Below are 19,425 nucleotides of genomic sequence, written 5' to 3'. Positions count from 1 at the left end.
CACGAGGAGGAACCACTTCATGAGCCCCCTGCACAGTCCCAGAAGACGGCGGGCCCGCCGGTCCGCTCTCGTGGCCGCACTGGGCGCGATCGGCCTGCTGGGCGCCTTCACCATCGCCAACTCCGAAGCGGCGGACGGACCTTCGGCTCCCGTCAGCACGGCCGGCAGCGCCGTCGCCGGGCTGCCCTCGTACGATCGCGTGGTCGTGGCCGTCTTCGAGAACAAGCAGTACGGCGACATCATCGGCAGCGCGAGCGCCCCCTACATCAACCAGCTGGCGAACGGCGGCGCGAGCCTCACCGGCATGAAGGCGCTGACCCACCCCAGCCAGCCGAACTACTTCAACCTGTTCTCCGGGGCCACCCAGGGCATCACCGGGGACGGCTGCTACACCGCCCAGTCGATGACCGCCGCCAACCTCGGCCAGGAGGTGATCGCGGCGGGCAAGTCCTTCGGCACGTACAACGAGGACCTGCCGAGCGAGGGTTCCACAGCCTGCACCAGCGGCCAGTACGCGCAGAAGCACAACCCGTGGTTCGCCTTCAAGAACATCCCGCTGGGCACCGGGAAGACCTGGGCGCAGTTCCCGCAGAACAACTTCGCGGCGCTGCCCAGCCTGTCCTTCGTGGTACCCAACCTGTGCAACGACATGCACTCCTGCGCGGTGGGCACCGGCGACACCTGGACGAAGAGCAGCCTCGACGCCTACGCGCAGTGGGCGAAGGCCAACAACAGTCTGCTGGTGCTGACATGGGACGAGGACAACTACCTCGGTTCCAACCAGATAGCCACCGTCTTCTACGGGGCGCACGTCAAGAACGGGAAGTACGCGACCGCGTACAGCCACCACCACCTGCTGCGCACCCTGGAGGACCTGTTCGGGACGGCGACGCACGCGGGCAACGCCGCCAACGTCCAGCCGATCACGGAGGTGTTCGACGGCACCCCGCCGACGCCTACGCCCACCCCGACGCCCACCGCGACGCCGACGCCGACCCCGACACCCACCCCGACACCCACCCCGACGCCCACACCCACGCCCACCCCGACTCCCGGTGACCTCAAGCTCGCCAACCCCGGCCCCCAGACCTGCAAGTTCAACCAGACCTGCACCGTCCAGCTCACCACCACCGGAGGCAAACCCCCCGTCCGCTACACCACCACCGCCCTCCCCTTCGGCCTCACCCTCGACACCACCACCGGCCGCATCACCGGCAAACCCTGGGCCACCGGAACCATCCAGATCACCGCCACCGCGACCGACACCACCACAACCACCTCCACCACCACCTTCCCCCTCACCCTCAACTGGTTCTGACCGCTGCGACCCGGGGAGACACCCGTGTACCTGTCCGCCGGCCGGGCGGCCGACACCGCCCAGGGCCTCGCCCCGCCCGGCCGCCACACACCGGTCCCCGCGACCGTGGTCGTGCTCGGCCTGGTCAGCATGGTCACGGATGTCTCCGCCGAGATGGTCACCGCCGTCCTGCCGCTCTACCTGGTGGCCGGGCTCGGCATGACCCCGCTGGCCTTCGGCGCCCTCGACGGGCTCCAGCAGGGCGCCACCGCGACTCTGCGCATCGTCGGCGGCCGGGTCGCGGACCGCACCCACCGCCGCAAGCTCGTCGCGGGCGCGGGCTATGCGATCTCCGCCGCGTGCAAGGGCGGCCCTGCTCGCCGTCGCCACCCCCTGGTCGGTGGCGGCGGTGCTGGCCGCCGACCGGACCGGGAAGGGGCTGCGCACCGCGCCGCGCGACGCGCTGATCTCTCTGTCCTGCCCGCCCGGCGAGCAGGGCCGGGCCTTCGGAGTGCACCGCGCCATGGACACGGCCGGTGCGCTGCTGGGGCCGCTGGCCGCCTTCGGGGTGCTGTGGGTGGCGGTGGACGGGTACGGCGCCGTGTTCACCGTGAGCGCCTGCGTCGCCGCGCTCGGTGTGGTGCTGCTCGCACTGTTCGTACGCGAGACCCCCGCGCCGGCAACGACACGGGCGCCGACACCGGCCCGCGCACCCGCACCCGTACCCGCCCGCGCGCCCACCCCCGGTCTCCGCACGCTGCTGCGCGTCCCCGGCCTGGGGACGCTGTGTCTGACGACGGCCGCGCTGGGCCTGTTCACCGTCGGCGACGCCTTCCTCTACCTGCTGCTCCAGCGCCGGCTCGACCTGCCGGCCGTCTACTTCCCGCTGCTGCCCGTCGCCGCGGCCGCGGTGTTCCTGGCGGCCGCGCTGCCCGCCGGGCGGCTCGCCGACCGGCGCGGCCGCCACCGGGTCTTCCTCGGCGGACACGTGCTGCTGCTCGGCGCCTGCCTGCTGCTCCTGACGCCGTTCTCCGCCGGGCCCTTCCTGGCCGTCGGCGTCCTGTCCCTGCTCGGCCTGTTCTACGCCACCACCGACGGGGTGCTGATGGCCGCCGCCGGGCCGCTGCTTCCGCAGGAGCTGCGCGCGACCGGGCTCGCGGTGCTGCAGACGGTGCAGGCCCTCTCCCGGTTCGCGGCGTCCCTGCTGTTCGGGGCGGCCTGGACCCTGTGGGGACCGGGCACGGCGCTCGCGGCCGCGGCCGGGGGGCTGCTGCTGGTCCTGGCCCCGGCCGGCGCCCTCGCCTCGTACCGGATCCGCGGGGCCCGCCGCGTCGGCGGGGTCAGCGGGCCAGGTGCAGCCGGGTGTGGAAGTACCCGGCGCTCTCCTTGCCGGCCGGGTCCTCGCCGAGGGCGGTGACGGTCTCGACGGCGGTCCGCTGCTCCTGCGGGTCGGTGAAGCGGCGCTGCGGGTGGGTGGCGGTGGAGCGTTCCACGGCCAGCCCGTACGACCGCAGGCACCCGGAGATCGGCCGGTAGTCGTGGGTGCGCAGTACGAACGCGGCCACCGGCACCGGCCGCCCGGCGGCGGTGAACAGCCGCCCGAAGGTGCGCTCGGTGAGGAAGCTGGCGCCGCCGGTGACGGTGATCAGGCCGGCTCCGGCCGCCGCCCGGCGCAGTCCCCTACCGGGTTCGGTGGTCTCCAGGTCCTCGCAGTAGCCCTCGTCGAGCAGGCCGACGGACAGCGCGTAGGCGACGGCGGGCCCCGACACGTCGACGCCGATGGCCCGGACGGCGTCGGAGCGCCGCCGCGACGCGTAGAAGTCCCGGTCCCAGTCGATGAGTTCGGCAGTGGTCAGTTCGGCGCTCTTCGCCGAGGTGTAGCGCTCGTACAGCTCATCCAGGGTCACGTCGTGGTTGACGAGCGCCGCGTTGATCCCGTACGAGCAGCACAGGTCGATCATCGCCGGGCGTCCCGGCGGGAGTTCGCGGCCGGTCAGGGCGCGGAACACCGCCTGGGCGTGGTGCGGGGTCTGGTATTCGTACGGCCCGAACCGGGTGAAGTACCCCCGCGGGTCGGGTAATCCGTAGATCTCGTCGAAGCTCGTCATACCGGGTGTGCTCATCGGGTGCACGTCTCCCTGGGTCGCGGGCAGGCCACGGGCCCCAGTCGTATCCAGCCGTCGGTCCGCGCGAAAGACCGCCGATCCGGCCACCCGCACGCGCGGGCCGTGTGCCGCGCCCTGCGGGCGGTGGCGACGTAGGGTCGGATCATGGCGGAAACTCAGCGAACTCTTGAAGGCACGGTCGCCCTGGTGGCGGGGGCCACGCGCGGTGCGGGCCGCGGCATCGCGGTCGAGCTGGGCGCCCGGGGCGCGACCGTGTACGTGACGGGGCGCAGCACCCGTGGCAGGCGCTCGGAGTACGACCGGCCGGAGACGATCGAGGAGACGGCGGATCTGGTCACGGCGGCCGGCGGGCAGGGGATCGCGGTGGTCGCGGACCATCTGGTGCCCGCGCAGGTCGAGGCGCTGGTCGGGCGGATCGATGCCGAGCAGGGCCGCCTGGACGTGCTGGTGAACGACATCTGGGGCGGTGAGCTGCTCTTCGAGTGGGAGAGCACGGTCTGGGAGCACGATCTGGACAAGGGGCTGCGGCTGATGCGGCTCGCGGTGGAGACCCATGCCATCACCAGTCACTACGCGCTGCCGCTGCTGCTGCGCGGGCCCGGCGGCGGTCTGGTGGTGGAGATGACGGACGGCACGGCCGAGTACAACGCGAGCCGCTACCGGGTGTCGTTCTTCTACGACATCGCCAAGTCGGCGGTGTTGCGCATGGCGTTCGCCCTCGGGCACGAGCTGGGGCCGCGGGGCGCGACCGCGGTCGCGCTGACCCCGGGCTGGCTGCGCTCGGAGATGATGCTGGACACCTTCGGGGTGACGGAGGCCAATTGGCGTGACGCCCTGGAAAAGGTCCCGCACTTCGCGATCTCCGAGTCCCCCTCGTACGTGGGGCGCGCGGTCGCGGCGCTGGCCGCCGACCCGGAGGTGTCGCGCTGGAACGGGCAGTCCCTCTCCAGCGGACAGCTCGCCCGGGTCTACGGCTTCACGGATCTCGACGGCAGCCGGCCGGACGCCTGGCGGTACATGGTCGAGGTCCAGGACCCCGACCGTCCGGCGGACACCACCGGCTACCGCTGACCGGGCTTACCGCCGACCCAGCCGTGCGTCGATCAGCCGGGCCAGCCCGTCCAGGACGCACCGCAGGCCGAACTCCCAGACCGTCTGCGGGTCGTAGCCGCCGACCGCGCTGCCGACGCGCCTCGGCGAGCGGGTAGCGCTCGGCGCCCATGGCCCGCTCCAGCAGCGGTGCGCTGACGGCCCACCACTCCTCGTCGCTCTGGCGGCCGTTGTGCGCGGCGGCGTCGGCGGCCGCCAGGGCGTTCACGTGGACGAAGCCGAGCAGGTGGGTCGGGGCGGCGTCCATCTCGACGTCGGTCAGGCCGATGCCGTCGAAGGCCGCCAGCTCGTGCTCGCACTTCCCGATCACGCCGGGGCCCAGCGGGGGGCGGGTGACGGCCAGGCCGGCGATCCAGGGGTGGCGGGCGAGCAGGTCCCGGTTGTCATCGGCGACCCGGGCGACCCTCGCCCGCCACGGCTCCCCGGCGACGCCCTCCGGACTCCCTCGTCGAGATCGGGCTCGGCTACCTCAGCCTGGACCGGTCCTCCTCGACCCTGTCGGGCGGCGAGGCCCAGCGGGTCAAGATGGTCCGCCACCTCGGCTCCTCGCCCACCGACGTCACGTACGTCTTCGACGAGCCGACCACCGGCCTGCACCCGCACGGCATCCAGCGCATGAACGGCCTGCTGCTGAGGCTGCGCGACAAGGGGAACACCGTGCTCGTCGTCGAGCACAAACCCGAGGTCATCGCCATCGCCGACCACGTCATCGACCTCGGCCCCGGCACGGCCGGCGGTCAGCTCTGCTACAGCGGGGACGTGTCCGGGCTGCGTACGTCCGGCACCCTCACCGGCCGCCACCTCGGACACCGGGCGCGGCTGCGGGAGCCGGTGCGCACCCCACGCGGCCACCTGTCCGTCAAGGGCGCCGATCTGCACAACCTGAAGGACGTCAGCGTGGACGTGCCGCTCGGGGTGCTGACGGTGGTGACCGGGGTCGCGGGCTCCGGCAAGAGCTCACTGATCCACGGCCATCTGGCCGGGCGGGACGGGGTGACGGGGGCCCACCAGTCGCCGATCCGCGGCTCGCGCCGGTCCAACCCGGCCACGTACACGGGCCTGTTGAACCCGATCCGGACCGCCTTCGCGAAGGCCAACGGGGTCAAGGCGGCCTTGTTCAGCGCGAGAAGTCCTCGACTTACATCTCGACATCGGCCCGCACGGCGGCCACGACGGCGGCCAGGTGGTCTTCGAGGGCACTCCGGCCACGCTGGTGGCCAGGGCGGACACGCTGACCGCGCGCCACCTGCGGGAGTACGTGGCTTCGTAGGCCCTCACCCGGGGGCGGGCCCCGGCCCCGGGCGCCGGACGCCGGACGCCGGCGCCGCTCAGCCGAGTGTGGCGTCGGCCTCGGGGAAGGGCAGCTCCAGGGCGCCGCCGAGCGGGGCGAGGAACCGGGCCACGTCCGCATCGGACACGTCGGCGGCCGCTGCCGGGGACCAGCGCGGCCGGCGGTCCTTGTCCACGACCTGGGCCCGGATGCCCTCCACCAGGTCCGGCGTCCGCAGCGCGTGGCACGAGACCCGGAACTCCTGGGCCAGCACCCGCTCCAGGACGCCGAGCACGCCGGCCCGGCGCACGGCGGCGAGGGTCACCTTGAGGGCGGTCGGGGACTTGGCCAGGATCGTCTCGGCGGTCTCCTTCGCGGCCGGGTCGCCGTGCGCGAGCAGCCGCTCCACGATCCCCTCGACCGTGTCCGCGGCGTAGCAGTGGTCGATCCACTCGCGCTGCCCGGCCAGTTCACCGGGAGCGGGGGTGGCGGTGTAACGCGGGAGCGCCTCCTGGACGGGGGCCAATGCGAGTTCGGCGGTCAGCTCGGGAAGCCGGGCGGCGGGGACGAAATGGTCGGCGAGCCCGCACAGCAGCGCGTCGGCCGCGCCGACGGCCGCGCCGGTGAGGGCGAGGTGGAGGCCGAGCCGGCCGGGGGCGCGGGCCAGCAGGTGGGTGCCGCCGACGTCGGGGACGAAGCCGATGCCGGTCTCGGGCATGGCGACGCGGGAGCGTTCGGTGACGACACGGACGCTGCCGTGGGCCGAGACGCCCACCCCGCCGCCCATCACGATGCCGTCCATGAGCGCGACGTAGGGCTTGGGGTAGCGGGCGATACGGGCGTTGAGCCGGTACTCGTCGCGCCAGAAGCCGGCCGAGGCGCTGGTGCCGGCCTTGGCGTCGTCGTGGATGGCCCGGATGTCCCCGCCCGCGCACAGCCCTCGCTCACCGGCCCCGCGGATGAGGACCTGGGTGACGGCCGGGTCGTGCTCCCAGGCGGTCAGGGCCTCGGCGATGGCCAGCACCATGGGGTGGGTGAGGGCATTGAGGGCTCTGGGGCGGTTGAGGGTGATCACCGCCGGCCGGCCCGCAGTTTCGAACAGAACTGTGTCGTCTTCGGCATTCACACCGGCCAGTATGTAGCGTCGGCGGACATGCGAAAGATCATCCTGATGGGCTCGGTGTCCCTCGAAGGCTTCTTCGAGGGACCCGAACGGCAGATCGACTGGCATCTCGTCGATGACGAACTGCACCAGCACATGAACGACGAACTGAGCCCGATGGGCGGTTTCCTGTCGGGCCGCGTCATGTACGAGCTGATGGCGGCGTTCTGGCCGACCGCCGACGCCGGCCCCGCGGTGAGCACGCCGGTGGCCGAATTCGCCGGGATCTGGCGGTCGATGCCGAAGTACGTCTACTCGCGCACCCTGGAGCACGCCGACTGGAACTCCACCGTGGTCCGTGACGTCGTCCCGGCCGAGGTCGCCGCGCTCAAGGCGGCCCCGGGCGGCGACCTGGTGCTGAGCGGGGCCGACCTCGCCGCCTCCTTCCTGCGCCACGACCTGGTGGACGCGTACCGGATCTACGTCCACCCCGTCCGCATCGGCCGCGGAAGACCCCTCTTCCCGCCCGTCGCCGCGCCGGCCCCGCTGCGCCTGGAGGGCACCCGCTCCTTCACCAACGGCGTGGTCCAGCTGCGGTACGCCCGGCCGTAGCCCAAGAGCCGGGCACGGACGCTCCCTTACGGTTGCGGGAGCTCGCGCAGGTGCGCCCCGGGCGTGTGCCCGAAGGCCCGGCGGAAGACGTCGATGAAGGCGCTCGCCGAGGCCCAGCCGCAGCGGTGCGCGACCGCCGTCACCGGGGTCCCCACGGCGAGCAGCCGCAGGGCCTGGTGCAGCCGCAACTGGGTCCGCCACTGCGGGAAGGTCATGCCCAGCTCGGCGCGGAACAGCCGGCTCAGCGTCCGCTCCCCCGCCCCGGCCCCCGCCACGGCTCCGAGGGCGGCCAGCCCGCGCTGATCCGCCGGGTCCGCGTACAGCAGCGCGCACACCGCCGCCAGCCGCGGGTCCGCGGGGGCGGGCAGGTGCAGCGGCTGGAGCGGCGAGGCCCGCAACTGGTCGAGCAGTACCCCGCGCATCCGACGCCGCTGCGGGCCGCCGTCCTCGGGGGTCCGCGTGTAGGCCAGGATCAGCTCGCGCAGCAGCGGCCCGACGGCGAGCACGGCGGGCGCGCAGAGGCCGAGCGGGTTGAGGTGCACCGGCAGGCCCACGCTGTGCAGATCGGTCCGGCCGTGGGCGCGGTGCTCGTGCACCGTGCCGGCGGGGATCCACAGCGCCCGGGTCGCCGGGGCCACCCAGGTACCGGCGTCGGTGGTGATGGACAGCACCCCGGAACCGGCGTAGGCGATCTGGTGGTCGTCGTGGCGGTGCGGGTCGATCCCGTGGTGCGTGTCGAGCTCGCGGATGCTGGTCGCGGCCCGCGGGGTGTGGCGGATTTTCTGCATCACCCGGCAATTTATCGGAAGCGCGATGCCCGCCGCGAGAGCGATTCTCGACCGGTGACCTCATCGAATCCCGTTCAGAACCCCTCGCGAAGCTCCGCGCGGAAGCCCCCGCAGAGCCCCGCGGCCCCGGCGCCGGCCGCCGCCCGGGCGCGCACCGCCGCCTTCTCGGCCGGGCACTCGTGCGTGGACGTCTACCAGGGCTCCGTCGCCGCGCTCGTCCCCTTCCTCGTCGCCGAGCGCGGGTACGGGTACGCTGCCGCGTCCGGCATCGTGCTCGCCGCCTCGCTCCTGTCCTGCGTGGTCCAGCCGCTGTTCGGGATACTGGCCGACCGGCGGCCGATGCCCTGGCTGATCCCGCTGGCCACGGCCGCGGCCGGACTCGGCGTGGCGCTGGTGGGGCTGGACGCCGGCTACTGGGCCACTGTGGCCGCCGTGGCCCTGTCCGGGCTGGGCGTCGCCGCCTACCATCCGGCGGCGGCCCGGCTGGTACGCACCGTCGGCGGGTCCGGGCACGGCCCGATGGGCTGGTTCGCGCTCGGCGGCAACATCGGCTTCGCCTGTGCGCCGCTGCTGGTCGTGGGGGCGCTGTCGGTGCCCGGGCCGGCCGGATGGTGGCTGCTGGCGCTCCCGGCGGCGCTCGGGGTGTTCCTGGGCCTGCCCCCGCGGTCGGTGCGTTCGGCCGCGGGGGCCGGGTCCGGCGGGCGGGACGAGAATGCGCCCGCCCCTTCGCCCTCCCCCTCCCCCTCCCCTTCGCCTTCGCCTGCCCTCGCCCCCGAGGACCGGCGGGCCTTCCTGCGGCTCTCGCTGGTCGTGATCGTCCGGTCGGTCGTCTTCATCGGCCTGAGCACCTTCATCGCCTTGTACGTCCGCGAGCGCGGCGGAAGCGAAACCGCCGGGGCCGTGGCCCTGTTCGCCCTGTTCGCGGGCAGCGCCGGCGGGACCCTGCTCGGCGGCCGGCTCGCCACCCGCTGGGGCCGGGTCACCACCGTGCACCGGGCGTACGCGGCCGCCGGACCGGCCATCGCCGGCGTCCTCTTCCTCCCGCTCCCCCTGGTGTACGTGTGCGCGGCGCTGGCCGCCGCCGCGCTGTACGTGCCGTTCTCCCTCCAGGTCACCCTGGGACAGGACTACCTGCCGACGCGCATGGGCACGGCGAGCGGGGTCACCCTGGGCCTGACGGTCAGCGTCGGCGGCCTCACGGGCCCGCTGATCGGCGCCGCCGCGGAGGCATCCTCCCTGCACACCGCACTGTTGGCCCTGGCCGTGCTCCCCCTGGCGGCCTGGGCCCTGGCGCGGCGCCTGCCGGAGCCGGCCTGAACCGGCCCGAACCGGCCCGAGCAGCGTCCGCCCTATTGATAAGTCTGCCTTGCAAGTTTGGCTGTATATCCCATATCGTCGAGTCATGTCCGTGGTACCCGAACCCGCAGCCCCGCAGCCCCGCGACACCGCCGAGGAGCTCCAGCACACGATCGGCATGCTGGTCCGGCAGATGCGCGGGGCCGCGAGCGGCGGCCTGAGCCTGTCCCAGATGTCCGTGCTCAAGCGGCTCGACCGGCTCGGGCCGTCCACCGCCTCGGATCTGGCGCGGGCCGAGAAGATCCGGCCCCAGTCGGTCATCGCCACCGTGAACGCACTGCAGGCCGACGGCTACGTCACCCGCATCCCGCACCCCACCGACGGCCGCCGGCTGCTCATCTCGCTCACGCCCGAGGGGCAGGCCCTGGTGAACGAGCGCCGCAAGGCCGGGCACGGCCGGATCGCGGAGCTGATCGCCGAGCGGCTGACCCCGGCGCAACAGGGCCTGCTGGCCGAGGCGGTACCGCTGCTGCGCCGCCTGGCGGAGGACTGACCCACGCCCCGTACGCCCACGCGCGTACGCCACACCTGTACGCCCACACCCGCACTCCACACCCGTAAGCCGCGGACCGAACGCCCCGAAGGAGAACCGGAACCATGAGCCCGACCCTGACCCTCGACGACGACACCGCCCTGGTCCTGATCGACCTCCAGAGCGGGATCCTGGCCCTGCCGACCACCCGGCCCGCCGACGAGGTCCTGAAGAGGGGCATCGCGCTCGCCGAGGCGTTCCGCGCGCGCAGGCTGCCGGTGGTCCTGGTCAAGGTCGCCTGGTCGCCCGACGGCGGCGACCTGCCCACCCTCGAAGTCGACCGGCCGGGGCCCGCCGCCGCGCCGCCGGCCGGTTTCTCCGAGATCCCCGCGGAGCTGGCCGCCCTCGGGGACGTCGTCGTCACCAAGCGCCACTGGGGAGCCTTCACCGGTACCGAGCTCGACCTCCAGCTGCGCCGCCGCGGCATCCACCGCATCGTCCTGGCCGGCATCTCGACCAGCGCCGGCGTGGAGTCCACCGCCCGCACCGCCTGGGAGAACAGCTACGAGGTCGTCTTCGCCGAGGACGCCACCGCGGACATCGACGCGGACTCGCACGCGCACACCTTCGGCAAGATCTTCCCGCGCATCGGCAAGGTCGCGACGACGGACGAGATCATCGACGCCCTCCGGTCCTGAGCCCCCGGCGCGGCACGGCCAACCGCCGCCCGCCCGAAGCCCGTCGGGGGCGGCGGCCGGCTCCGCGGGCAGTCCGTCCGGCGCGGCCCGCAGCCGCCGGCCCGGACGTCGCTCCGCCACAGCACTAGCGCGAGTCGGCCCGCGCGGCGGTGTCGTCGAGGAAGCCTCCCGACTGGTGCTGCCACAGCTTCGCGTAGGCGCCGTCCGCGGCCAGGAGCTGCTGGTGCGTGCCCTGTTCGACGATCCGTCCCCGGTCGAGGACGACGAGCCGGTCCATGCCCGCGACCGTGCTCAGCCGGTGCGCCACCACGAGCGCCGTCCGACCGTCCATGAGGCGCCACAGCGCGTCCTGGACGAGGATCTCGCTCTCGGAGTCCAGTGCGCTGGTCGCCTCGTCGAGCAGCAGGATCGGCGCGTCCCGCAGGATCGCCCTGGCGAGGGCGACCCGCTGGCGCTGTCCGCCGGACAGCTTCACCCCGCGCTCGCCCACCATGGTGTCGAAGCCGTCCGGCAGCGCATCGGCGAACTCCGTGACGTGCGCCGCCTCGGCCGCGCTGCGGATCTCGGCGTCGGTGGCGCCCGGCCGGGCGAAGGCGATGTTGTCCCGCAGGGTGCGGTGGAACATCGCCGGGTCCTGGGGCACGTACGCGATCAGACTGCGCAGGTCGGCCTGGCACAGCCTGCTGATGTCCTGCCCGCCGATCATGATCCGGCCGGCGTCGATGTCCGTCATCCGCAGCAGGAGCCGGGTGAGCGTGGTCTTGCCCCCGCCGGACCGGCCGACGAGACCGATCTTCGCGCCGCTCGCCACGGCCAGGTCGAGGCCCTCGAAGAGCGGCTCGGCGCCGGCCGCGTGGGCGAAGGTCACCTGCTCGAAGCGCACGTCGGCGGCCTCGGAGGCCAGCGGTTCCGGGCAGGGCGGGTCGAGCACGGTCGGCTGCGTCAGCAGCAGTTCGGTGAACTGCGCGGCCTCCGTCATCGAGCTCTCCAGACGGCGGTAGATCTGGTTGAACTCGAACATGATGCGCGTCGCGTTGGAGTAGTAGGTGAAGGCGACGACGACCGCCTCCACGCCGTGCCCCGAACCGGCGAGGGCGATGGCGCCCAACAGGCCGAGCGCGTTGGTCAGTACGGACATCGGCGCGACGATCGTGTCGATGCGCAGGTTGCCGTAGTCCCACGAACGGAGCATGAGCCGACGCGACTGCGCAACGCGCGAACGGTGTTCGGCGGCCTCCCGGTCCTCGGCGGCGAACGCCCGGACCGTGTCCATGTTCATCAGGCTGTCGGCGACGTGACCCGACACCCGGGCGATCGCCTCCTCCCGCTGGTCGACGAGGGCTTGGCGGCGGCGGATCAGCGGCCGGACGAGCAGCGCGGCCAGCGCGATCATGGACAGGAGCCCGACGACGAGCAGCGGTTCGTACTGCCACAGCACGACCGACCCGAACAGCAGCGGCACGAACTTGCCCACGACGGAGAAGGTCAGGGTGTCGACGAACTCCTCGAAGCGGGAGGCGAAACTCAGGACCCGCTTGGTGAGCGATCCGGCGAAGTTGTCGTGGAAGAAGGCGGCGTCCTTGGCGAACAGTTCATCCATGCCGATGACGTACAAGTGCTCGATGCCGAGGGCGTCGACACGGTTCAGGCAGTGCAGTCCGACGCGCCACAGCGCCTCGCCGAACAGCAGGACTCCGGCGAAGGCGAAGACGTAGGGCAACATCGCCCCGATGTCGACTCCGGCGCCGCCGGGGGCCGTGTCCCCCGCGATGCGGCCGACGAGCTTCGCGACGACCAGCGGGGCGATGTAGTCGATGCCGATGTTTCCCAGTGCCGGGAACAGCATCGCGGGCACGGCCACCCACCTGAGCCGCCCCAACTCCCTTCCGTAGTACCGAAGTGCGAGCAGCATCGAACCCCTGCCCGACGAACTTTTGCGCGATTCAGGCGTATCCATCCCAACCCTGCTTTGTCGGACCCAAGTGGACAGGATCCGCAGTGTCCCGCGGCGCCCACCCCGCCGTCCAAGCGTTTTCGTCAGCCTCTGAGCGTCGCGGGGGCCGGGCCGTCGGGGCGGACGGTGATGCCGTACGCGGCCTTGGCCGGGGTGGAGTGGAAGCGCGGGACGTGGGCGGGCAGCAGGTGCGCGAGGATCCCAGAGTTCGGTACGTCGGTGCCGGCCTCGACCCGGTACCGCCCGCGGCGAGGGCCTGTTCCCGCGCCTGCGGGTTCCGGTCCAGCAGAAGGTGGAGCCGGTCAGGGTGGTGGCGGTGGTCTCGCGACCGGCGGCAGGCCGGGCAGTGCGGCCACCACGGCGGGTACGGCGGCCAGTTCGCGCTCCGTGCCGGGGTCGAGGGGAGGGCCGGCCAGGGAACGCCAGATGGCGTCCAGGGCGAAGCGGCGTATCCCCGCGCCGGTGAACTGGCACTGCAGCAGGCGCCGTTGCCGCTGCCACCCCTCGCCCGTCGCGGCCAGGACCCCGTCACCGATCAGCAGGCGGCCGCGGTGCGAGCGCTTGACGTCCGCCTCCCCCGGCCTGCCACTGCCCGACGAGGCCGGGGTCGAGCTCGGGAACGCGGGTGACCACGGATCGGCTCCTGCGTACGGCGGTCCGGGCGGGCGCAGGCATCACGCACCGTAGCGGAACGCAAGCAGTGGGCGACAGCCCCGACCGTCCGCGCAGTGCGCCGCTGGCCGACACTCCCCCAAAATCCGTCCGACGTTCGCCTGGTGTACTCCCCGAGGTCAAGCCAGGCTCCCTCTCCAGTACCCCTGGCACGCTGTCCTGGGGGCGCTCAACCACCCCTCAACGACAGAGGTCGATCCCGCCATGGCAGAACTCAACCGCCGCCGCTTCCTGCAGCTCGCCGGCGGCGCCGCCGCCCTGACGATGCTCAACGAGAGCATCGCGCGCGCCGCCGCCATCCCCGCGCAGGGGAGCACCGGCACCATCGCCGATGTCGAGCACATCGTGGTCCTCATGCAGGAGAATCGTTCCTTCGACCACTACTTCGGCGCACTGCGCGGCGTCCGCGGCTTCGGCGACCCGCGCCCGGTGACCCTGCCCAGCGGCAAGTCCGTCTTCCACCAGTCGGACGGCACGAAGGAGACGCTGCCCTTCCGGCCGCCGTCCGAGGACCTCGGCATGGAGTTCCTCCAGGGCCTCAACCACGACTGGGCGGGCGGCCAGAGCGCCTTCAACAAGGGCAAGTACGACAACTGGGTGCCCGCCAAGACGCCCACCACCATGGCGTACCTGACGCGCGACGACATCCCCTTCCACTACGCCCTCGCCGACGCGTTCACCGTCTGCGACGCGTACCACTGCTCGTTCATCGGCTCCACCGACCCCAACCGCTACTACCTCTGGTCGGGCCACACCGGCAACGACGGCAAGGGCGGCGGCCCGGTGCTGAACAACGCCGAGGCCGGCTACGACTGGACCACCTACCCCGAGCGGCTGGAGACGGCCGGGATCTCCTGGAAGGTCTACCAGGACGTCGGCGACGGCCTCGACGCCGCCGGCTCCTGGGGCTGGATCAACGACGCCTACCGCGGGAACTACGGCGACAACTCCCTCCTCTACTTCAACAACTACCGGGGCGCCCAGCCGGGCAACCCGCTGTACGACAAGGCCCGCACCGGCACGAACGCCAAGGCCGGCGAAGGCTACTTCGACGGGCTGCGCGCCGACGTCACCGCAGGCACCCTCCCCCAGGTCTCCTGGATCGCTGCCCCCGAGGCTTTCAGCGAGCACTCCAACTGGCCCTCCAACTACGGCGCCTGGTACATCTCGCAGGTGCTGGACGCCCTGACCTCCAACCCCGACGTGTGGGCCCGCACCGCGCTGTTCATCACCTACGATGAGAACGACGGCTTCTTCGACCACGTCGTCCCGCCGTACGCCCCCGCGAGCGCCGACCAGGGCCTGTCGACCACGCCCACCGCCCTGGACGTCTTCCCCGGCAAGCCCGGCTACGTCGCCGGACCGTACGGCCTCGGCCCGCGCGTGCCGATGCTGGTGGTCTCCCCCTGGAGCACCGGCGGCTTCTCCTGCTCCGAGACCTTCGACCACACCTCCGTCATCCGCTTCATGGAGAAGCGCTTCGGCGTGCGGGAGCCCAACATCTCCCCGTGGCGCCGCGCCGTGTGCGGCGACCTGACCTCCGCGTTCGACTTCGCCCGCAACGACAGCGGCGCCGTCCCGCTGCCCGACACCGGCGCCTGGTTCCCGCAGGACCGCGAGCGCCACCCCGACTTCCGGGCCACCCCGCCCGCCGAGGGCGCCATGCCCCGCCAGGAGAAGGGCCTGCGTCCCACGCGTGCGCTGAAGTACGCCCCGTACGTGGACGGCGCCGCGCTCGTCGCGGAGGGCAGGTTCCGGCTGACGTTCAGCGGCGGCCAGGACCTGGGCGCGCAGTTCTACGTCACCTCCGGCAACCGCACCGACGCACCCTGGACGTACACCACCGAGGCCGGCAAGTCGATCGCGGACACCTGGAACACCCGATACTCGGCCGGAGTCACCGACCTGACGGTGCACGGCCCCAACGGCTTCCTGCGCGGTTTCCGCAACCCCGGCGCCACCCCCGGCCCCGAGGCCACCGCCCGGCACAACGCCGCCACCGGGAACCTCGACCTCACCCTCACCAACGCCGGCGGGTCGACCGCCACCCTCACGGTCACCAACGCCTACGGCGGCGGACCGAAGCGCCTCACGGTCACCGCGGGCGCCACCGTCACGTACAGCGTCCCGCTGAAGAACACGCGGCGCTGGTACGACGTATCGGTCACGGCGTCCGGTTCGCCGGACTTCCTGCGCCGCTTCGCGGGCAAGGTGGAGACGGGCGCGCCCGGACTGTCGGATCCGGCGATCCTGACGAACCAGTCCTCCTGACCCCGACGGCCATGCCCTTCCCGCAAGGGTGGGGCATGGCCGACGGCCGTAGCGGGGTGCGCCCTTGTGGTGGCGCCCCTCACCCGCCCGGTCACGGCGGAGCGGGTGACGGAGGGCAGGAGGTGACCGCGCGCAGCATGACGGCGGCCGACAGGTCGACGGCCACCTCGCCCGCCTCCGTCCCGAGCACGAGCCGCCCGTCGGCCGTGCGCAGCGGCTCCCCGCAGGAGCTCCCGGAGGGGGTGGTGACGGCGATCCGCGGGCTGTCCTTCGGCGGCCCGTACCAGGTCAGCGCCACGGCGGCGGTCAGCAGCGCGGCGCAGCCCAGGGTCGCCAGCACACCGCGGGTCAGGGCCCGCGCGGCGCGCAGCGCCTCCGCGTGCCCTGCGGTGACCGGTCCGGCGGGCAGCGTCCCCGGCGCGGGTTCGGGCAGCGCCGAGGCGGCCGGCCGGCCGTGGGCGGACCGCAGCAGCAGCACCGCGCCGCCCACCCCGCTCAGCAGCGCGCACAGCAGCAGCGCACCGACGACCGCACCGTACGGCGCCGCCAGCGCCCCCACGTCGGTGCGCCCCTTGAGCAGGCCGAACCCCATCAGTCCGGCCAGCAGCGCGCCCAGCCCGTTGCGCCAGGCCAGCGCCGACTCCCGGACCCGTGGCAGTTCCTCGTGCAGCAGCCGACGCCCGCGACGGGCGGCCATCCGGTCGGCCGGTGCCCCGGCCGGGCCGGGGCGGGCCCGCCAGGTCATCGTGCCGCCCTCTCCAGCAGGACGTTCCAGTACGCGCCGCAGCCCTCCTCGTCGACGGGGCGCCCCGCGTGCCCGGTCTCGCACACGCACAGGACGGGCACAGTGACGGTGTGCGCGGACCGGCCGCCGACGGGCCCGTGGCGGTAGACGCGGCGCGTGTAGGTGAATTCGAACGGGCAGGCACAGCGGGGACAGGTGCCGCTGAGCACGGCGCCGTCCCCGGTGCCCGTCACCCGCAGTCCGGCGGTGTACGACGCGGCGTAGGACGCGGCGGTGATCTCGAGGTAGGGGAGCACGGTCAAGGGCTGCCGCCTTCCGGGGCGAGGGACCGGGTCGGGGGCCGGCCCGGTACACGCGGCCCCCGTGTCCTCGATGCTGCCACGCGGACCGCCGGCCGATCGGGCCGTACCGGGCGCTCTCCGGTCGATTGCCGGGCGGGTTCCGCGGGCCCGCGCGATCACCTCCCGCAGACCGGGCGCACGGGCCATGATGGTCCGTATCCGTCTGCGACGTTGAGCGGGCGCCAGCATCGCGGATACAAACCACCCAAAGCACCGCAGCCGCCGCCCAGAGGCTCAACCCGGCCGATGCCGACGACTGCGAGCGGCTGGCACGCACCCTGTGCAGCGACGGGCACGAGCAGGTCGACGGTCCCGGGTGGGTGGCACGCGCCCGGGACGCCTGGGAGGACCTTCCACTTCCGCTGCGCCGCGAGGTGCGCCGGTTCCGAAGGCACTCCGGCCCGCACGGCACCTTGGTGATCCGCGGCCTGCCCGTCGACCAGGCGGCGCTGCCCGCGACACCGACCGTACCCGGCTCGGTCCAGCGCCAGGCCACGATCCCGGCCGCGGTGCTCACCATGGTGGCCTGCGGACTCGGCCAGCCCCTCGCCTACCTGGCCGAGAAGTCCGGCGCCCTCGTACAGGACGTCGTGCCCGTGCCCGGACAGGAGACCTTCCACGGCAACGCCGGATCGGTAGCGCTCTCCTTCCACACCGAAAACGGCTTCCACCCCCACCCACCCGACTACGTGGTCTTCCTGTGCCTGCGCGCCGACCACGACCGCATCGCCGGCATGCGCGTCGCCGGCATCCGTGAAGCGCTGCCTCTCCTTTCCCCCGCCAGCCGCCGGGCCCTGTTCGCACCGGAGTTCATGACCACTCCTACCGCCCTCCTTCGGCCCGGACTCCGACCTGCGCCGCCCCCGCGATCACCGCCCCCACGACGGCCACATACTCGCCCGGTGACCAGCCTGCGAGGAGAAGTGATCCCTGTAGGCCCTACACCATGGCCGAATCGGAGAGGCGCTGCTGAGCGTTGAAGCCTGCTCGCGGTGTCGCCGTCATGAGGAGCCGTTTCGGTCGGGTGACCACGCCCGCCACGGCTTGTACCGGGCGGTCGGGGTGGGTCGGCCGTAGTTCGAACCGTGCGGCCAGGGCGGCCAGGGCCACGGGTGCGCTGATGGCTGCGAAGGGGGCGCCGACGCAGCGGTGCGCGCCTGCGCTGAAGGGGAGGTAGGCGTTGCCGCGGGTCGTGAGCGCTTCGTCTTCTGCCCAGCGGTGGGGGTCGAAGGTGTCGGGGCGGTCGTAGACGGTGGGGTCACGATGGATGCCGTACAGGTTGAGCAGGACTTCCGCTCCGTGCGGGAGGCGGAACCCGCCGACCGTCACTTCACGTACGGTGTTGCGAGCCACCACCGGGATGGGGTAGAGACGCATCACCTCCTTGATGACCTGGCTGGTGAAGGGGAGGTGCTCGACGATCTTCTCCGGCAGGGGCCCCCCGCTGTTGAACAGGGCGTCCGCTTCGCGTTGTACGGCTTGTTCCAGATCGCGGTTGCGGGCCAGCTCGTGCCAGGCCCACGCGAGTGTCATGGCGGTGGCGTCGCTGTTGGCGGCAAGGAAGGTGATCAGTTCGTCGATTACTGCCTTCCGCGCGAGAGTCGGCGTTCCTTGGGCGGGGCAGGCGGCCTCGTCCAGCAGGCTCAGTACATCGTTGCCACAGTCGGCGGCGACGTGCCGTGTGGACAGGTTCTCCGCCACTTCACGCAGGGTGCGGGTCGCCCGCCAGCCGCTGGGCGTGCGCAGCGGGGGCAGCCAGAGGGGCGCCGTCATGCGCAACAGGATTCCCCTCGACAGGGTGAATGCCTTGGTGGCCAGCCAGGAGACGGTGTCGAGCGGTGCCTCGGAACGGAAGAGGCAGCGGACCGCGATGTCGACGCTGAGTTTGAGCATCTCGTGATCCAGCTCGAGTGCGGTCTGCTGCGGCCAGCGCTTGGCGAAGTCGGAGGTCACTTGGCAGACGAGGGGGGCGGCGGCGGTCAGAGGGGTGCGGGTGAAGGCGGGCGTCACGATCTTGCGGCGCTCGCGGTGTGCTGTCCCGTCGAGGGTGAAGAGGCCGTCTCCTGTGACGGGGCGGAAGCCGCGGGCCATACGCTCGCGGCCGAATGCGTTGGTCTTGTCGGCCAGGATTTCGTGGGCCAGCTGCCCGTCGCTGACCACGTATTTGGTCCCGGGCCTGAATTGCAGTTTCAACACGGGGCCGGCCGAGCCCACATCGCGGAGCATGGGCAGCATTCCGTGGCGCAGGAGCGGCAGGTGGCCCAGCAGCCTGCGGTGTCCGGGGGCGTCGGGGACATCGCGTCCCGCGGCGGTGGTCACCGTCGCATCGGCTGGGCAGTGGCCGCCTGCCGTTCGTCCCGCTTCAGTTGCCGCGCCGCCAGTTGCATCGGTTGCTGATCGTTCCATGACCATTTCCTCTCAACGTTTTGAAGATCGCGGGGGTCACCGGTCCGAGCCGGGGAACCTATGTCGCAAACGCGGGGCTCGCCGGCCGTCGCACAGGTGCCCGGCGACGCGGGTGTGTCCAGTTAACGGCTGATCTTGGTTTTGAGGTTCAGTTGTTGGCTGGGGTGAGCCGGCCCTCGAAGGCGATCTGGAAGGCGTTCAGGGG

General features: G+C 72.6%; 16 protein-coding genes and 2 pseudogenes. 10 read left to right on the top strand and 8 right to left on the bottom strand.

Annotation, left to right across the window (positions count from 1 at the left end; genetic code table 11):
* Positions 1-19: 19 nt before the first annotated feature.
* Together ACFWB8_RS15355 and ACFWB8_RS15350 are read left to right on the top strand one after the other, a co-directional pair.
* Entirely contained in the window at positions 20-1,318 is a 1,299-nt protein-coding gene (locus ACFWB8_RS15355) for an alkaline phosphatase family protein (protein ID WP_385226125.1), read from the top strand.
* A gap of 24 nt (positions 1,319-1,342) precedes the next feature.
* A pseudogene (locus ACFWB8_RS15350) lies at positions 1,343-2,714 on the top strand (MFS transporter).
* Here ACFWB8_RS15350 and ACFWB8_RS15345 read toward each other — a convergent pair.
* Positions 2,638-3,420 carry a hypothetical protein gene (locus ACFWB8_RS15345; protein WP_385226123.1) on the bottom strand — a complete coding sequence of 261 codons (783 nt, stop codon included), beginning with the start codon at positions 3,418-3,420 and terminating at the stop codon, positions 2,638-2,640. The pseudogene ACFWB8_RS15350 and the gene ACFWB8_RS15345 overlap by 77 nt on opposite strands.
* A 147-nt stretch (positions 3,421-3,567) precedes the next feature.
* Here ACFWB8_RS15345 and ACFWB8_RS15340 point away from each other — a divergent pair, with 147 nt between their 5' ends.
* Positions 3,568-4,494 carry an SDR family oxidoreductase gene (locus ACFWB8_RS15340; protein WP_385226121.1) on the top strand — a complete coding sequence of 309 codons (927 nt, stop codon included), beginning with the start codon at positions 3,568-3,570 and terminating at the stop codon, positions 4,492-4,494.
* On the opposite strand, the gene ACFWB8_RS15335 is transcribed toward ACFWB8_RS15340, so the two are convergent.
* A complete protein-coding gene (locus ACFWB8_RS15335) occupies positions 4,400-4,906 on the bottom strand; it encodes a TetR/AcrR family transcriptional regulator C-terminal domain-containing protein (protein ID WP_385226214.1) in 507 nt (168 codons plus the stop codon). The two genes, ACFWB8_RS15340 and ACFWB8_RS15335, sit on opposite strands and share 95 nt — an antisense overlap.
* 62 nt (positions 4,907-4,968) lie before the next feature.
* Between ACFWB8_RS15335 and ACFWB8_RS15330 the strand changes: the two are divergent.
* A pseudogene (locus tag ACFWB8_RS15330) lies at positions 4,969-5,664 on the top strand (excinuclease ABC subunit UvrA); the annotation flags it as partial.
* 197 nt (positions 5,665-5,861) lie between these two features.
* Here the strand turns inward: ACFWB8_RS15330 and ACFWB8_RS15325 are convergent.
* Positions 5,862-6,929 carry an enoyl-CoA hydratase/isomerase family protein gene (locus ACFWB8_RS15325; RefSeq protein ID WP_385226119.1) on the bottom strand — a complete coding sequence of 356 codons (1,068 nt, stop codon included), beginning with the start codon at positions 6,927-6,929 and terminating at the stop codon, positions 5,862-5,864.
* Between the two features lie 27 nt (positions 6,930-6,956).
* Between ACFWB8_RS15325 and ACFWB8_RS15320 the strand changes: the two genes are divergently transcribed.
* A complete protein-coding gene (locus ACFWB8_RS15320) occupies positions 6,957-7,517 on the top strand; it encodes a dihydrofolate reductase family protein (protein WP_385226117.1) in 561 nt (186 codons plus the stop codon).
* A gap of 26 nt (positions 7,518-7,543) precedes the next feature.
* On the opposite strand, the gene ACFWB8_RS15315 is transcribed toward ACFWB8_RS15320, so the two are convergent.
* Complete coding sequence (locus tag ACFWB8_RS15315; protein WP_385226115.1) at positions 7,544-8,305, bottom strand: AraC family transcriptional regulator; 762 nt, start codon at positions 8,303-8,305, stop codon at positions 7,544-7,546.
* A 183-nt stretch (positions 8,306-8,488) separates the two neighbouring features.
* On the opposite strand from ACFWB8_RS15315, the gene ACFWB8_RS15310 reads away from it, so the two are divergent.
* The 3 genes from ACFWB8_RS15310 (at position 8,489) to ACFWB8_RS15300 (ending at position 10,831) form a co-directional block, all read left to right on the top strand.
* Complete coding sequence (locus ACFWB8_RS15310) at positions 8,489-9,622, top strand: MFS transporter (protein WP_385226211.1); 1,134 nt, start codon at positions 8,489-8,491, stop codon at positions 9,620-9,622.
* 85 nt (positions 9,623-9,707) lie between these two features.
* Positions 9,708-10,154 (top strand): MarR family winged helix-turn-helix transcriptional regulator, encoded by a 447-nt coding sequence (locus ACFWB8_RS15305; RefSeq protein WP_385226113.1) that lies wholly within the window; start codon positions 9,708-9,710, stop codon positions 10,152-10,154.
* Positions 10,155-10,258: 104 nt separating this feature from the next.
* Positions 10,259-10,831 carry a hydrolase gene (locus tag ACFWB8_RS15300; protein WP_385226111.1) on the top strand — a complete coding sequence of 191 codons (573 nt, stop codon included), beginning with the start codon at positions 10,259-10,261 and terminating at the stop codon, positions 10,829-10,831.
* Positions 10,832-10,955: 124 nt separating this feature from the next.
* Here the strand turns inward: ACFWB8_RS15300 and ACFWB8_RS15295 are convergent, their stop codons facing one another.
* The gene (locus ACFWB8_RS15295; protein ID WP_385226109.1) at positions 10,956-12,743 is read right to left on the bottom strand and encodes an ABC transporter ATP-binding protein; all 1,788 of its coding nucleotides are present in this window, start codon (positions 12,741-12,743) and stop codon (positions 10,956-10,958) included.
* Positions 12,744-13,661: 918 nt separating this feature from the next.
* On the opposite strand from ACFWB8_RS15295, the gene ACFWB8_RS15290 reads away from it, so the two are divergent.
* Positions 13,662-15,728 (top strand): phosphocholine-specific phospholipase C, encoded by a 2,067-nt coding sequence (locus tag ACFWB8_RS15290; protein WP_385226107.1) that lies wholly within the window; start codon positions 13,662-13,664, stop codon positions 15,726-15,728.
* Between the two features lie 91 nt (positions 15,729-15,819).
* Here the strand turns inward: ACFWB8_RS15290 and ACFWB8_RS15285 are convergent, their stop codons facing one another.
* Both ACFWB8_RS15285 and ACFWB8_RS15280 read right to left on the bottom strand, forming a co-directional pair.
* The gene (locus ACFWB8_RS15285) at positions 15,820-16,473 is read right to left on the bottom strand and encodes a hypothetical protein (protein ID WP_385226105.1); all 654 of its coding nucleotides are present in this window, start codon (positions 16,471-16,473) and stop codon (positions 15,820-15,822) included.
* The gene (locus ACFWB8_RS15280; protein ID WP_385226103.1) at positions 16,470-16,775 is read right to left on the bottom strand and encodes a hypothetical protein; all 306 of its coding nucleotides are present in this window, start codon (positions 16,773-16,775) and stop codon (positions 16,470-16,472) included. Before ACFWB8_RS15280 ends, ACFWB8_RS15285 begins: the two co-directional genes overlap by 4 nt.
* Positions 16,776-17,134: 359 nt before the next feature.
* On the opposite strand from ACFWB8_RS15280, the gene ACFWB8_RS15275 reads away from it, so the two are divergent.
* On the top strand, positions 17,135-17,794 hold the full coding sequence (locus tag ACFWB8_RS15275) for a hypothetical protein (protein WP_385226101.1): 660 nt from the start codon (positions 17,135-17,137) through the stop codon (positions 17,792-17,794).
* Here ACFWB8_RS15275 and ACFWB8_RS15270 read toward each other — a convergent pair.
* Positions 17,754-19,226: a cytochrome P450 gene (locus ACFWB8_RS15270; protein WP_385226099.1), complete on the bottom strand. Its 1,473-nt coding sequence runs from the start codon at positions 19,224-19,226 to the stop codon at positions 17,754-17,756. The genes ACFWB8_RS15275 and ACFWB8_RS15270 overlap by 41 nt on opposite strands.
* Between the last annotated feature and the right edge of the window lie 199 nt (positions 19,227-19,425).

Source organism: Streptomyces sp. NPDC060031 (assembly GCF_042736805.1).
Taxonomy (GTDB): Bacteria; Actinomycetota; Actinomycetes; order Streptomycetales; family Streptomycetaceae; genus Streptomyces.
Note: the sequence above shows the minus strand (reverse complement) of the source record. Positions and strands in the feature narration are given on the sequence as shown.